The organism is Alteromonas alvinellae, from assembly GCF_902705805.1.
This window is the reverse complement of the sequence record NZ_CACSIH010000127.1, coordinates 1-15573: the sequence shown is the minus strand read 5'-3', so window position 1 is coordinate 15573 and position 15573 is coordinate 1. Positions and strand designations below refer to the sequence as shown.

Annotated in this window: 11 protein-coding genes; 6 read left to right on the top strand and 5 right to left on the bottom strand. The window is 43.9% G+C overall.

Going from position 1 to position 15573, the window contains the following annotated elements:
• Genes ACX5KA_RS09755 through ACX5KA_RS09740 form a run of 4 tightly spaced genes read left to right on the top strand, consistent with a single transcriptional unit; the run spans window position 1 to window position 2903 of the window.
• On the top strand, window positions 1–519 hold the full coding sequence (locus ACX5KA_RS09755) for a MotA/TolQ/ExbB proton channel family protein (RefSeq protein WP_012517279.1): 519 nt from the start codon (window positions 1–3) through the stop codon (window positions 517–519).
• A 32-nt stretch (window positions 520–551) separates the two neighbouring features.
• A complete protein-coding gene (locus ACX5KA_RS09750) occupies window positions 552–959 on the top strand; it encodes an ExbD/TolR family protein (protein ID WP_071817097.1) in 408 nt (135 codons plus the stop codon).
• A 3-nt stretch (window positions 960–962) separates the two neighbouring features.
• The gene (locus ACX5KA_RS09745) at window positions 963–1571 is read left to right on the top strand and encodes an energy transducer TonB (RefSeq protein ID WP_071817099.1); all 609 of its coding nucleotides are present in this window, start codon (window positions 963–965) and stop codon (window positions 1569–1571) included.
• Between the two features lie 6 nt (window positions 1572–1577).
• The gene (locus tag ACX5KA_RS09740) at window positions 1578–2903 is read left to right on the top strand and encodes a tetratricopeptide repeat protein (protein WP_458731003.1); all 1326 of its coding nucleotides are present in this window, start codon (window positions 1578–1580) and stop codon (window positions 2901–2903) included.
• Window positions 2904–3037: 134 nt separating this feature from the next.
• Here ACX5KA_RS09740 and ACX5KA_RS09735 read toward each other — a convergent pair whose 3' ends face one another.
• The 5 genes from ACX5KA_RS09735 to ACX5KA_RS09715 all read right to left on the bottom strand — a co-directional run bounded on the left by ACX5KA_RS09735 (window position 3038) and on the right by ACX5KA_RS09715 (window position 10861).
• On the bottom strand, window positions 3038–4126 hold the full coding sequence (locus ACX5KA_RS09735) for an HD domain-containing phosphohydrolase (RefSeq protein ID WP_458731002.1): 1089 nt from the start codon (window positions 4124–4126) through the stop codon (window positions 3038–3040).
• The gene (locus tag ACX5KA_RS09730) at window positions 4113–7418 is read right to left on the bottom strand and encodes an ATP-binding protein (RefSeq protein ID WP_458731001.1); all 3306 of its coding nucleotides are present in this window, start codon (window positions 7416–7418) and stop codon (window positions 4113–4115) included. The genes ACX5KA_RS09735 and ACX5KA_RS09730 overlap by 14 nt, the downstream gene beginning before the upstream one ends.
• Entirely contained in the window at window positions 7415–8500 is a 1086-nt protein-coding gene (locus tag ACX5KA_RS09725; RefSeq protein ID WP_458731000.1) for an FIST signal transduction protein, read from the bottom strand. The genes ACX5KA_RS09730 and ACX5KA_RS09725 overlap by 4 nt, the downstream gene beginning before the upstream one ends.
• Before the next feature lie 206 nt (window positions 8501–8706).
• Window positions 8707–10275 carry an AMP-binding protein gene (locus tag ACX5KA_RS09720; RefSeq protein ID WP_458730999.1) on the bottom strand — a complete coding sequence of 523 codons (1569 nt, stop codon included), beginning with the start codon at window positions 10273–10275 and terminating at the stop codon, window positions 8707–8709.
• 109 nt (window positions 10276–10384) lie between these two features.
• Window positions 10385–10861, bottom strand: coding sequence for a hypothetical protein (locus ACX5KA_RS09715; protein WP_039219788.1), 477 nt, complete (start codon window positions 10859–10861; stop codon window positions 10385–10387).
• Between the two features lie 146 nt (window positions 10862–11007).
• On the opposite strand from ACX5KA_RS09715, the gene ACX5KA_RS09710 reads away from it, so the two are divergent.
• Both ACX5KA_RS09710 and ACX5KA_RS09705 read left to right on the top strand, forming a co-directional pair.
• Window positions 11008–12243 carry a PQQ-dependent sugar dehydrogenase gene (locus ACX5KA_RS09710; protein WP_458730998.1) on the top strand — a complete coding sequence of 412 codons (1236 nt, stop codon included), beginning with the start codon at window positions 11008–11010 and terminating at the stop codon, window positions 12241–12243.
• A 391-nt stretch (window positions 12244–12634) separates the two neighbouring features.
• Window positions 12635–15445 carry a bifunctional aconitate hydratase 2/2-methylisocitrate dehydratase gene (locus tag ACX5KA_RS09705; RefSeq protein WP_458730997.1) on the top strand — a complete coding sequence of 937 codons (2811 nt, stop codon included), beginning with the start codon at window positions 12635–12637 and terminating at the stop codon, window positions 15443–15445.
• Window positions 15446–15573: the final 128 nt, after the last annotated feature.

The window sequence follows — 15573 nt, the reverse complement described above, 5'->3', positions numbered from 1 at the left end:
ATGATCGAGTTTCTAGAAGCAATTCGCGATTTCACAGAAACAGGTGGCCAGGTTCTCCTGGTCATCGGTCTGCTGATATTCGTTATGTGGCTTTTGATCCTCGAGCGTGCGATGTATCTGATGGTTTGGCACAAGCAAGCCAAGAAAGAAGCGATAGCAATGTGGACAGCACGTGCCGATCGCTCTTCTTGGTTCGCCGAGCAAGTTCGTCAGAAAACAATTTCACAGTTAACCATGCGCCTAAACGGCAGCATCCCAATTATTCAGTCTCTGGTAGCGCTTTGCCCGCTGCTAGGCTTGATGGGAACGGTTACCGGTATGATTGAAGTGTTCGATGTGATGGCGATTGCGGGCTCAGGTAATGCTCGTTCAATGGCATCAGGTGTATCGAAAGCCACTATCCCCACAATGGCGGGCATGGTTGGCGCACTTTCAGGCGTATTCGCCGCTACCTGGTTAACACGTATGGTGAAATCAGAACGCACGCATCTTGAGGATGCATTGATTATTCAACGTTAATGCTAGCTAAGCATTAAGGTAAGGTATTTATTATGAAGCAGCACTTTCAAAACTTAGTCGATGAAGAAGAAGCAGCCATCGACATGACGCCCATGCTGGACGTTGTATTTATCATGTTGATCTTCTTTATCGTGACTGCGTCATTTGTGAAAGAAGCCGGTATTGATGTTAACCGTCCTGAAGCAGCCACAGCTGTGAAAAAGGATCGCGCCAACATTCTTATCGCTATTTCAGATAAAGGCGAAATTTGGATAAACAAGCGTCGTATTGATGTCCGCGCCGTGCAGGCGAATATTGAGCGCCTACACGCTGAAAACCCACAGGGTACTGTTGTTATTCAGGCTGACAAAAAGGCCACAACAGAAACCTTGATTAAGGTTATGGACGCGTCACGAGCCGCTGGCGTTTACGATGTTTCGATTGCAGCCCAAGAGCAATAAATCATGCCACGATATTTAATCGCATTTGTTATCTCCCTTGCGATCACGTTAGGCCTGTTCTTCTTGATGCAATCGCTTATCAAGATGGGTGGCAGCGCGCTAACTGAGCCGCCCAAGGGAAGCGTGCTTGACTTTGTAAGGGTCAAGCAGGATGAACAGGTTGAGAAAAAAGATCGTAAGCCGAAGAAGCCACCTAAGCCAGAAGAGCCGCCACCGCAGATGGAGCAGCCTCAAATGGACTCACCTTCTCCTGATGCAGAAGGCACGTCGATGGACTTTGGCGCTGAAGTGGGTGATGACATCTCACTGGAAGGCGGGTTGGCCCTTGAGTCTGGTGACGGTGAATACTTGCCCATTGTTAAGGTTGCGCCGGTTTATCCACGACGTGCGCTTCAGCGCGGTATCGAAGGCTTCGTTATTGTGGAATTTACGGTAACTAAGCAAGGTGCGGTGCGCGACCCAATTGTTGTAGAAGCAAACCCAGAAGGTATATTTGAACAAGCGGCTATCGATGCTGCCATGAAGTTCAAATATAAACCTCGCGTGGTTAATGGCGAAGCAACAGAAGTGTCTGGTGTGCAAAACCGTATTACGTTCCAAATTGACGGGTAACAGAACATGATGAGAAAACAGACGAATACATTGCTTAGTGCACTGGCGTTTGCATTTGCATCGGCCACGGTATCTGTACCTAGCATGTTGGTTGCCAACGACGCTATTGCACAAGAGCAAAAAGCCAGCGAGAAGAAAACTCGCCGCGTACCTACATTACGCGGCAAGGTTTACGAACAGCTAGCTCGCGCACAAACGGCGGCGGATGAAGCAGGTAATATTGAAGAAGCTATCGCTATACTGAAAGAAGTAGAAGATAAGTCTGACTCAATGAACGCCTACGAAAAAGCCATGATGTACAACTTTTTCGGCTTCATTTACTACAACAACGAAGACTATGCAAAAGCGTTGGAATCGTTTGCTAAAGTGGTAGAGCAGCAGCCTATTCCTGAAAAGTTCGAAATGACCACACTTTTCAGTTTGGCTCAGCTTAACCTTATGCAGGGTAATTACGACGACACCATCACTTATTTGGAACGTTGGGAAAGCCTAAATACGGGTCCAGTACCGGTTAAAAATAAGGTCATCAAAGCCCAGGCGTACTACCAAAATAAACAGTACGACGAAGCGGCAATGTGGATTTCTGAAGCGGTTGCCGATCACGAAGCAGAAGGCATGATCCCTGATGAAGGGTGGTTAATTCTTCAACGTGCTATTTTCTATGAACTCAAGCAGCCTCAAAAGGTTAAAGACGTTCTTATTAAAATGGTGAAGTTGTTTGATGAGCCTAAATATTGGATCCAGCTAGCCGGTATGTATGGTGAGCTAGGTGAAGAGCGCAAGCAGTTAGCTATTATGGAAACCGCCTATCAGCGCGGGTTCGTTAATACATCCGCTGATGTGTTTAACATGGCGCAGCTTTATTACTATCATCGCGTACCTTACAAAGGTGCCAAGTTGATGGAGCAGGCGATGAACGACGGTGTGCTAGAGAAAAACTTGCGTAACCTTAAGTTCTTAGGCCAAAGCTGGTCGCTAGCCAAAGAGCAAGACAAAGCCATACCAGTGATGATGCAAGCGGCTGAACTGTCTGAAGACGGAGAGTTAGATGCACAGTTGGCGCAAATTCTTCTTAATGAAGAGCGTTTTGACGATGCAATTGCTGCAGCAGACCGAGCGGTTGAAAAGGGCAATTTGAGAAACCCTGGTTTGGTTTACCTGATTAAAGGCATGGCACTTTACAACAAGAAGCAATATGCCCTTGCGCTTAATCAGCTAGCTGAAGCAGAAAAGCACCAAAAAAGTCGTGCTATGGCACAGCAGTGGAAGCAGTTTGTGCAGGGCGAAAAACGTCAAGCGGATGCTATTGCTGCCGAGCTTGGCGCAAGTTAAGCCCTGCGCTCAACACGTATTCTTTTTGAAAAGGTCGATAATATCGACCTTTTTTTATGCCATTTATTCACTCTTGCCTTGACTAAAATGTGGCTCACCTTCTTCGTTGAGTTGAATAAGGCATCATGCCCTAATTAAGAATTTTGAGGAAGCAAGTCGCTTACTGATGCCATCTTCCCTTCGGCTTCTAACTGGTTCCAATATGCTTTGGTGTCTAATATTTCCTGTTTTATAGAGATAAAACACGCCACTAAATTGGGGTCGAAATGTTTGCCTGCGCCCTCTAATAAATAATTAAACGCATCGTCATCAGTCCATGCTTTTTTATAAGGACGTTTCATCGTAAGAGCATCGAATACGTCTGCAATTGCGACAATACGAGCGCTCTCAGGAATGTCCTCACCGGCTAAGCCTTCAGGATAGCCTGTGCCGTTCCATTTTTCGTGATGACATAGCGCAATCTCCGCTGCAAGGTTAAACAAAGGCGTATCGCACTGCGAAAGAATTTTATGACCAATTTGTGCATGAGTTCGCATCACTTCCATTTCACTGTTTATTAGCCTACGAGGTGCTTTCAAAATAGCGTCGGGAATACCAATTTTTCCTGTGTCGTGCATAGGCGCCGCTTGCGCTAACAAGCAGGCATCGTCATAGGACCAGCCGCAGGCAATAGCTAAACATTTGCTGTAGGCCGCCATTCGCCAGATATGATGCCCTGTGTCTGTATCATTATAATGCCCAGCAGCAGCTAACATGGTAATGGCACTTTGCTGACTTTTGCTGAGTTCTTCAGTGCGTTTGGCCACTAGGTTTTCTGTCATACGCATTTGATGGGCAAGACTAATATGTGTTTTCACGCGCGCTAATGTAATGCTGGGCGATACTGGCTTGGTTATGTAATCGACACCACCCAGTTTAAAGCCCTTTTCTTCGCTTTCGCCTTGTGTCAACGCTGTGACAAAAATGACCGGAATCTGGCTTAGCAATCTGTCAGTTTTTAATTGTTTGCATACTTCAAACCCATCCATACCCGGCATCATAATATCAAGCAGTATTAGGTCTGGCGTAAACTGCTGCACTATTTTGAGAGCTATGGCACCAGAGGGCGCAACCTTGACGTCATAATAAGGACTAAGTATTCCAAGCAATATATCAATATTGGCTGGTTCATCATCGACAACAAGTACGCTGAATCTATTATTTTGGGGTTTAACGTTGTTCATTACTAATAGTGTCTATCAACTGTTTAATTAGGACTAAAGCCCCTTCAAAATCATAAATAGAGGCAAGCTGCTTAAGCCGATTAATTTCAATTGTAAAGCGAGATTCTGAATGTTGGGCAGCAAAACTGGATATGTACTCAAGGGCTTTTGCATCGTAAGCTTCTAACGCATTCTGTATAGTGTCTAAGCTTGAGAGAATTGCCGCGTCATCCAGGTTTTCATTCGAGTGCATATCGGTTTTACGCGTGCCTTTGTTTATCGTATGTGCAATGAGGCGAAGTGCTGCATCTAGCTCAAAGGACAGAGTTGCAACATCTTTTGCAATGATAGCTTCGGGTCTTTCACCTGTTTCAATAAGTACTTGTAAACATTGTGCTAAGGTAGTGGCACCAATGCTCTGAGCATCATCGTACAATTCTTTTAATAGTAGATTATCGACAGAGGGCGAGTGGAAAATGTTGAGTAAATCTGACATTACACTCTGCTGACTGTATTTATTGTAGAAAGCTACCAATGAAGAAATGAAAGGGCTGGGATCATCGGGAATAGTTACTTCAATGTAGCCTGCGTGAATATTCGTATCTATAGTGTGAATGATCTCATCTGCCTTAGCTGGTTTGACTAAATGAAAACACATGCCCGAAGCCAATGCTTTTTCTGAAGCTTCATGTGTTTCATCCGCACTCAGTGCAATGATGGGTACTGTCCAGCCATGCTGTTGTGAAAGTATTTCGGCGATGTCATATCCGGAAATGTCAGGCAGATGACAATCAAGTAAAAGTGCGTCAAATTTTTCTGTTTCACAAAGTGCTAAGGTTTGTTTTCCTGTCGTTGCAGTTACTACTTTCATACCTAAATCGACAAGTATTTGCTGACTAATCTCTACACTTATCGGGTCGTCATCCACCACTAAAACCTGTTTTTCAGCTAACCGTACAGTTCGCCACTTCTTACTTTCTAAACTGTCCATCGATTGTTTCTTTTCAGAGGCTTGAAGCGGCGCAAGGGCAGAAATGATGTCGCTATCGGTGAACGGAAGCTCAACAATTTTAAGGTCGCCAGGCAATAAATGCCCCAATTTTTTCTGAACCTCTTGGCGGCTGAATAAACTTACCAAAGCACACAAGTTAATGTTGTTATATTTTCCAGCTTCCAAGTTATTAGACAGCGCCCTCCAACTTCCCTCATCATTGGACATAAACGCTATGCTTCGCTCAGCACTGTCTGGAAGCGTATTGTTGACGTCATCTACAACATGACACTTAATACCGAGCCGCTTTAGTGTGTTGCTGAACACCTTACAGCCTTGCCTTACGCTTTCATGTGTTTGAATACATACAATGTTTTTAGGAAGAGAAGCTGGTAATGTAGGCTTGGTTTCACCTTTCTCGTTGTGGCACACCGGCAATGAAAATGAAAAGCGGCTTCCTTCATTAACTTTGCTTTCTAAGGTTAAGTTTCCACCCATTAAGTCAACTAGCCTTTTACATATGGCCAAGCCCAATCCCGTGCCACCGAACTTCCTTGAAATAGAGGCATCAGCCTGAACAAATGCATTGAATAACTTAGATTGTCCTTCAACGCTTATTCCCATCCCAGTATCGGATACGGAAAACATCAGCATAGAACCTTTCTGTTCGACTACAAGTGTTACGCTTCCTTTATCAGTGAACTTTATAGCATTACTTAAAAGGTTCAGAAGCACCTGATAAATTTTCTCGCTATCGCCATGGCAGGGAGTACTCGTGCTACAGCGAATGTCGAAAAGAAGCTGAAGTTGCTTTTGTTGCGCTTTAACTTGAAATACTTGCGCCAGTTTTTCAATGGTCCTTGTTAAGGTGAAAGGTTCATCGAGAATATCGATTTTGTTTGCTTCTACTTTTGAGAAATCTAAGATGCTGTCGACGAGTTCGAGCAGTGCATTTGCACTGTTCTGAACTTTTTCCAAATACTGTAGTTGCTGGTCGCTATCATGTGACTCTAATGCCAGATGAGTTAACCCAATAATGGCATTCATTGGTGTTCTAATTTCATGGCTCATTGTCGCGAGAAAGTCGCTTTTGGCTTGATTGGCGCTTTGAGCCTCGTCGTAGGCTTTCTGAAGCTTGTGCTCAATGGCTTTTTGGTTGCTAATATCGTTAAAAACACCTACATGCCCATCCGGCTTACCTTCTTTATCAAAAAGCGGTACGGCAACAATAGAAATAGGGAATAAGCGCCCTCGTTTATCAGTGAAAAAATCCTCATAAGAGGTGTACGACGACCCGCTTTTAATTGTTTTGTTTACAGGGCATTGTTGTCTGGGAAGTAGTGTTCCATCCCCTTTTTGGTAGTGAACCGTGTCGTGAAAGCGTCTGTTTTGTAACTCTTCTAAGGTCCAACCAAGTAGACGAGAAGCAGTGGGGTTAAGGAATTGTGTTGTGCCTTCACCATTAACTGCATACACACCTTCACCTATACTATTGGTAATACTTTTGTGAAAAGCTCTATCCTTTTTAAGTTTCCTTGATAGACGCTTCTGTTCTGAAATATCAGTACAAATCACTACAAGGCGATTTACCCGTTGGTTGTATTCAACAATAGGGACAACGGTTGCAAAGACCGTCCAAGGCTTATCGTCTTTCGTAAAGCTATTTAGTTCTCCTTGCCAAATCTCCCCTTTAACAAGTGCTCCCAATATTTCGACTTGCTCAGTGAGCGAAATATTTTCCACGCGGAAAATAGCGGTACTTTGTCCTATTAACTCTTCGCGAGAATAGCCAGAAAGCTGACAGCATTTATCGTTCGCTGACAATAACGTACCTTTGAGATCGATAGTTGCGACTATGCCGTGCTTGTCCATAGCTTTGCGCTGTAATAGCAGCTCATTATTTGCATTTTTCTGTTCACATATAAGCTCGTACATGAGTGAAGAAAGATCTGATAGGTTGGTAAATTTCTCATCTATCAGCGGCTTATTTCGCTCTTCTAAAAGTTGGTTTACTGCTAATCGTAAGGTTTCGATAACGGCCTTTTGTTCGTTAAACTCTTCACGAACTTTTCTATTTACAGCAATAAGTTCTTCAGAGCTGATATGTAAACTTCTATCTCTTAATTTGATGTCCCTTTCATTAAACGTGTAAGATTCGTCAATTCTCGGTATAAGAGCAGCGAGTCCCCGTTTAAGCGTTTGCAGATTTAGGCTCGTATGTTCTGTACTATCGTCATCAAGTCCCTTGAGCCACTGCGCGAGTGATTCTGTATCGTCAAGCTGAAACGCTCGGCGTAACTGACGTTCTAATAGGGAATTCAATGTGTTTCCCTCATCAGCATGAGGGTTAGCGTTTGATTGTGCAGTTCACACGGAGCTTCATTGCATGAAGGGCTTATTTCTCCGTAAGAATAGAATCCAGCAATATTGGTATTACTGCTTAACTGCAGAGCTAACTCTTCAATCTCCTCCTCGACGCGATCACCCATAACTAGTTTTCTACCTACACAGCTTGTCACCAAAGCTAAACAGTGCAAATCTTCATCTCTGTTTTTGCTGGCAATAGGGGCAATCGCTTCAAGTGCGCCACTGATAAGGTTTTCCGTTGACGCATTCATAAGACGCAGGTACTGATTTTCGTTAACCTCACCCGCTAATACTAAGGCCTTAGTTTGCTCGTCAATGCCAAGAATAGTTCTGATAATTCCCGTCGGCTCGCCGTTTTCATTTAGTACTTCAAAAGGGAACAGAAGCCCGCTCGCTGGTAAGTCTTCCGCGTATTCACCCAAATACGATTTGTAGATATCCAATGCCGGCTTATCGTCGAGTTCTAACAGCAGGTTTTCTTTTGCCGAAGCGACTCTTCGCGCTGGGCCAAATGACCGCCATCCGCCGCGTGCGCTGTAGTCAAAACTAAGTGATTGACCGTAAAACGCAACGGCAACAACACTGCGGCTATCAATGCCATTAGGGTGCAGTACGTATGTTTGTTCGAATGCGCCATCATCGCCGGCAAGACCGCCACTTATTCCTATATTCTGCGGTAAGTGAGTCGAAATGCCTTTTAGCAAGGCTGAGCCATTTATTTCGACACCAGGCGCCAATACGTAAACACCTTTCAAGCCATTCTGTTCGATACGGTTTGCAAGTGACTGACCGGTTTCATAAGAAGACGGCATGTCGCTTAACGTTGTGTGGTGTATTTTTGCGTATGACGAAGATTCGAAACGCAAAAGAACGACAGAGATACTATTGGAGGTTACTCGGTTAGCGGAAATCTCACCTGCGGTACTGCATCCAACGCAGTCAGGACAAATATGACTCACTATCGGATATAGCTCGGGTGAACTGAGAAATGGAGACGATGCGTACATTATTAGCAGAGATGGGGCGAACGCTTTCAAAGCGTCACTTTCTTGTTTTAACTCATCTAAACTATGAAAAAAGAACGTCTTTGAAAGCATTATCGGCAAAGATTAATAGTAGCGTTCTTTATTTATAGTAAGAGGCGCGCCAATTTACAATATTAGGATGTTATTCTTTGGTAGCAATAAACTGATTTATAAGTAAAAACGGCCAACCTTTATAAAGATCAGCCGTTTCCGTGGTGTCACGCGCTACGTAGTTCTCTACGGAGAATTTTGCCCACTGTAGATTTAGGTAGCTCTTCAAGAACGGTAATCGATTTAGGGATTTTGTAGTTAGTAAGGTGCTGCTTACAATATGCTGTTACCTTATCGATACTTATGTCGTTTGCAACAGTAATAAAGGCACAAACGCGCTCACCAGTTTTGTCGTCTGGTTGACCCACAACAGCCGCTTCCATTATGTCAGGATGAGACGTTAGCACTTCCTCAATCTCATTGGGATACACGTTAAACCCAGAGACAATAATCATGTCTTTTAAGCGGTCTACAATTTTAATTGCACCAGATTCTGTACGAATACCAATATCCCCGGTTTTGAAGAAGCCGTCTTCGGTCATCACTTTTGCGGTTTCGTCATCGCGGTTCCAATAGCCCAGCATCACTTGTGGACCACGCACTGCTATTTGTCCAGACTCTCCTTCAGCTACAGATTTATCATAACTATCAAGAAGTGCTACCTCTGTGTCTTCTAGCTCATGCCCAACAGTACCAATTTCTTCTTTGCCTGGAATATTAAATGAAACAACGGGGGCAGTTTCTGATAACCCATAGCCTTCGGTAATAGTATTCCCTGTTATGTCTCGCCAAATTGATACTGCAGCTTGGGTGAGCGCAGTACCGCCAGACATAGTGAGGTGTAGTTGAGAAAAGTCGAGTTTTGCAAATTCTGGATGTCGTCCAAGTCCGACAAATAGCGTATTTATACCCATAAAGGCCGATATTTTATGAGGCTTGAGAGTTTGAATGAAACCGTCTATGTCCCTTGGATTAGGAATAAGAATAATGTGCGTGCCTTTTGCAAATAGCGCCATCATACCGACCGTAAACGCATAGATATGATAAAGTGGCAACGGGCACACCAGCACTTCTTCACCGTCCTTGAAACCTTCACCTATGCGGTCAAGCATCTGAATACAGTTAGCCAATACGTTTTTGTTGCTGAGCGCAGCCCCTTTAGAAACTCCAGTAGTGCCGCCGGTGTATTGCAGCATGGCGAGTTCGTCTAATTTTATTGAAGGGCGAGAGAATGTGGGCAGTGCACTTCCCATTTCAATTGCTTTGCTAAAAGAAACCGTCCCGTCTAGCGTTGGCGCTGTATTAGGGTCTAGCAGCTCTGTCGCTGAAGTGGCAATCACTGTTTCGATACCTGTGTCATCTTTTATGCTGGCGAACTTGGGAAGTAAGTCGTTTAAGATAACCAATGCTTTTGCACCGCTATCGGTAAACTGGTGTTTCATCTCACGCTCGGTATACAGAGGGTTTGTGTTTACCACAACGAGTCCAGCGCGCAGAGCGGCGTAAACAACGATAGGGTTTTGAATTAGATTGGGAAGCTGGATTGCGACCTTGGTACCAGGAGAAAGTTTTGCCTCATGCACGAAATAGCGTGCTAGTGCTGATGACTTATTGTCAATTTCGGCAAACGTGAGAGTTTGCCCAAGTGCCGTATATGCAGGTTTGTCTGCGAACTTGTGCAAAACACTTTCAATATAGTCGGCGAGACACGTCACATTATCTGGATAAGTTATCATGTTGCTTTTTCCTAGTAAGGCAAGAAAGTTGAGTCTATGACTTACATTAGCAAACTTAACTTTTTATTTACATCAGTGTTGGCTTATTTAATAGTATAAGCCGTAGTTATCAATAATTGTTGAAACTATTACTTAATTTGCTGTAAACGGCACCTGCACACATGCCTGCAGTGCACTGCGCGAGTAGGCCAAGAGTGGAGCGAGCGCCCGCAATAAGGGTTACGTTTAGTATAGGTTGCATGGCTAATAACATTAAAAGAAAAGACAAGCCGCCGGCTAACGCGAAGAGAATAAGTCGTTTGCTATGCATATCGGTGTTTACGTTATTAAAATTAAAGCGTTTTATAGCAAAGTGCGTAGTTAAAAATGCAAGCAACAGCGTTATTGCAATAATGACGCCGTAACTTGGCAAAAGGCCTAACGCATCCTGCCACAGCATGGAGAGCCAATCATTGACGTTTAATTCAACGTTAATACCCACAAGAGCCATTAAAACGGAAGTTGAGTGGAACACACTTGCAAGTAGAAAACCCACAGCCCAAGATGGGACAAAATGAAAAATAGCGCGGCGAGTAAGGTTTTTCATGTTTCAGATTCCAAATTTTATCGGCCAATACCATGGATTAACCTTCATCAAAGCGCAACAAAAACAATGAATGTAGTTATATTGAGCTTCCATAAGAAGTGTACCATTGTAGCTAGAGTCAGGTTTGATTAACGAGGACAATCACAATGAAATCAGGGCGTATGATAAGAGGTTTATTGGCTTTCGCGTTTGTTAGCGGGGCATTTACGCAAGCTCTTGCCTTAAGTCTGGTTTCTGACAACTCTGTTAAACCTAACTCTAAGATTGATAACCATGCAGTGTTGAAGATTGTATCGCCAGCGATAGAAAGCTTTGCTAATAATGTAATGACAGAAGATTTGGTCACCTCTTTAGCGTACCCGAAGGCGTTAACAACCCTTATAGACCAAGAGAAAGCAACCACGCATATATTGGTAATAACAAGAGATGGTGAACTCGTTATTCTTGATGACAGTGGAAAAATATCTAGATTTTCTTTAGCGCTTAATGACTTGTATACAAAAGGACAGGGAGGCGTGCTAGACATTCTTATCCCTTACCAGTTTCCCGCTAGCCGCACTGTACTACTTAGTTACTCTAAGGGGAGTGATGATGCTAACCGTCTGGCAGTAGTAAAAGGTGAACTTTCTCTCACTTCAGGCATTAGTAACATCGAACCCGTAATTGAAGTAGCGCAAACGAAAGATACGCCTGTACACTATGGCGGGAAGCTTCTTCAGTTGGAAAGTAGTGACGCAAGTCAAGCTCCGAGCTTTCTAGTCACTACCGGTGACGGGTTTGATTATCGCGAGCAAGCACAGGTTGTTAATTCACAATTGGGAAAGGTACTGGGCTTCAACATAAACGGCGAGCCGCTAGTGAATCCTACATATCCTGATAGCCCCTACGTATATACGTCGGGACATCGCAATCCGCAAGGTTTGGTTAAAGGGCCACAAGGACAAGTATTTTTGCATGAGCACGGTCCAGACGGCGGCGACGAAGTGAACCTGCTTCAAAAGGGGGCGAACTATGGTTGGCCTGTCGTCACCTTAGGAAAAGACTATTCAGGCGCCAGAATATCACCTTTTTCAACCTATCCTGGCATGACAGACCCCATTGTGGATTGGACGCCATCCATCGCGCCATCATCTATGATTTACTACTCACATGATCAATATCCAATGTTGACCGACACCTTGCTTGTTACCAGTTTGAAAGCTAAAGCCTTATATGCGGTCAATAAAACTTCGAGTAAGTATGTTTCTACGAAGGTTTTTGACGAACTAGAAATGCGGTTGAGAGATATAGCGGTTGATCACCAAGGTAACTTAATTCTTCTGACAGACGGTGAGAATGCCAAGGTGGTAAAAGTTTCACCTAAACAGAAAATAGCACAATAAAAACCATTAAACTTAAATCTTGCTTCAAAGTTGATGGTAATTTGTACTGGTAGCACCATAAATAGAATGAATCTTTGTCATAAGTGCAACACTATTATTTATCTTTATTGGTCAAACCATTCGTATTAAAAATGCTTTTTTATCTCCGCCTATATTTCTGTAAGTGGCTGAATTTAATAATTAAAGCTTATTTTGGTCAAAATGTCATTTTTTTCGCCTATGCTCTATGCTGTTTATTCAGCTTTGGTTTAAGCGGCTGTATAGCCAACTGATCACTTTCAGTCATTACGTAACTGCTAAAAATCAGTTAAAATATCCCTCATTTATATATGCGTATAGCTAAGACCGACTTAACACTACGCCCAAGTAAAACTAAGACCGAGAGAACTATATGAGTTTGTATTCAGAATATCTGGCAGAGATCGAAACCCGTAAAACGGAATTAGGTCTTAACCCTAAGCCAATTGACAGTGCAGAACTGCTGTCTGAAATTATTGCTCAAATTAAAGATACAACAAACGAGCACCGCGAAGACTCTCTAAAATTCTTTATCTATAACACTTTGCCAGGAACTACGCCTGCTGCTGGTGTTAAAGCACAATTTTTGAAAGAAATTGTACTTGGCGAAGAAAAAGTAGAAGAAATCACGCCAGAGTTTGCACTTGAGCTACTTTCACACATGAAAGGTGGTCCGTCTGTAGAAGCACTTCTAGACCTTGCACTTTCTGATGATGAAGCAGTTGCCAAGCCTGCTGGCGAAGTGTTGAAGACTCAGGTTTATCTATACGAAGCCGATACTGAGCGTCTTGAAACAGCATTTAAAGCGGGTAACGCCATTGCTAAAGACGTACTAGAAAGCTACGCAAAAGCTGAATTCTTTACAAAGCTTCCTGACGTTCCAGAAAAGATTGAAGTTGTAACTTACATTGCCGCTGAAGGTGATATCTCAACTGACCTTCTTTCTCCAGGTAACCAAGCGCACTCTCGTGCAGACCGTGAACTTCATGGCCAGTGCATGATTTCTCCTGAAGCGCAGCAAGAAATTGTTGATCTAGGTAAAAAGCACCCTAACGCAAAAGTTATGCTTATTGCTGAAAAAGGCACAATGGGTGTAGGTTCTTCACGTATGTCTGGTGTGAACAACGTTGCACTATGGGCAGGTGAGCCAACAAGTCCTTACATTCCTTTTGTAAACAAAGCGCCAATTGTTGCTGGTACTAACGGTATCGCACCCATCTTCCTTACTACCGTAGATGTAACTGGTGGTATTGGTCTTGACCTTAAAAACTGGGTTAAGAAAACAGACGAGAACGGCGAAGTTGTTCGCGATGCTAACGGCGACCCAGTGCTAGAAGAAGCTTACTCGGTAGCAACAGGTACGGTACTTACTATCGATACCAAAGCGAAGAAGCTTTACAACGGTTCACAAGAGCTAGCTGACGTATCTGCCTCATTTACTCCTCAGAAAATGGAGTTCATGAAAGCGGGTGGTTCTTACGCTGTAGTATTCGGTAAGCAGCTTCAGTCTTTCGCAGCGCGTACATTAGGCGTTAAAGCGCCAGCCGTTTACGCACCTTCAAAAGAAGTATCACACGAAGGTCAAGGCCTTACTGCTGTTGAGAAAATCTTTAACCGTAATGCAGTAGGCGTAAACTCAGATGCACCGCTTCACGCTGGTTCTGACGTTCGCGTTAAAGTTAACATTGTAGGTTCTCAGGACACTACCGGCCCAATGACTTGCCAAGAGCTAGAGTCTATGGCGGCTTCAACAATTTCTCCAACAGTTGATGGTGCTTACCAGTCGGGTTGTCACACGGCATCGGTATGGGATAAGAAAGCACAGGCTAACATTCCTAAGCTAATGTCATTCATGAACAACTTTGGCGTAATCACAGCACGTGACCCTAAAGGCGTTTACCACTCAATGACTGACGTTATCCACAAAGTGCTTAACGACATCACGGTAGACGACCGTGCCATCATCATTGGTGGTGACTCGCACACGCGTATGTCAAAAGGAGTAGCATTCGGTGCTGACTCAGGTACGGTAGCGCTAGCGCTTGCGACAGGTGAAGCGGCAATGCCAATTCCAGAGTCTGTGAAAGTTACCTTTAAAGGTAAAATGAAAGAGCACATGGACTTCCGTGATGTGGTTCATGCTACTCAAGCACAAATGCTTAAGCAATTCTCTGGCGAAAACGTGTTCCAAGGCCGTGTTATCGAAGTACAAATTGGTACATTGCTAGCTGACCAAGCGTTTACCTTTACCGACTGGTCTGCGGAAATGAAAGCGAAAGCGTCTATCTGTATCTCTAACGATGAGACTATGATTGCGTCACTTGAGCTTGCTAAGAGCCGTATCCAAATTATGATCGACAAGGGCATGGACAACGAAGCGAACATGCTTCAGGGTCTTATTGACCTTGCTGACAAGCGTATTGCTGAAATCAAGTCTGGTGAAGAGCCAGCGCTTGCTCCAGATGACAACGCTAAGTACTACGCAGAAGTGGTTATCGACCTAGACCAAATCGACGAACCAATGATTGCTGACCCAGACGTAAATAACGAAGACGTATCTAAGCGTTATACCCACGATGTGATCCGTCCGGTTTCTTACTACGATGGTAAGCCAGTAGACCTAGGTTTCGTAGGTTCTTGTATGGTGCACAAAGGCGACATGCAAATTATCGCACAAATGCTGCGTAACCTAGAGAAGCTTAACGGCTCTGTAGAGTTCAAAGCGCCGCTAGTTGTTGCGCCACCTACATACAACATCGTTGATGAGCTTAAAGCAGAAGGCGATTGGGAAATCCTTCAGAAGTACGCAGGTTTTGAATTTGACGACGCTAAGCCTAAAGAAGCGGCGCGTACCAAGTACGACAACATTCTTTACCTAGAGCGCCCTGGATGTAACCTATGTATGGGTAACCAAGAAAAAGCGGAGCCAGGCGATACAGTTATTGCAACGTCTACACGTCTTTTCCAAGGCCGTGTTGTTGCTGACTCTGCTGAGAAGAAAGGTGAATCACTACTAGGCTCTACGCCGCTAGTAGTACTTTCAACCGTGCTTGGTCGTTTCCCAACAACTGAAGAGTACAAGCAAGCCGTTGCAGGCATTGATCTAACTAAGTTTGCCCCACCTTCAGAAGACTTGGCAGTTAAGCCTAAGTTCGAAGCGGACGTAGCTGTTAAGCGCGTTTAAGCATTTAACGCCAAATAAACATTAAAAAGCCCCAACCTAGGTTGGGGCTTTTTTATACCTGAAATAATGGGGTCAGAGTACATTAACTAGAAAGATTGGGGTCAGAGTACATTTCTTTGAAACCTACT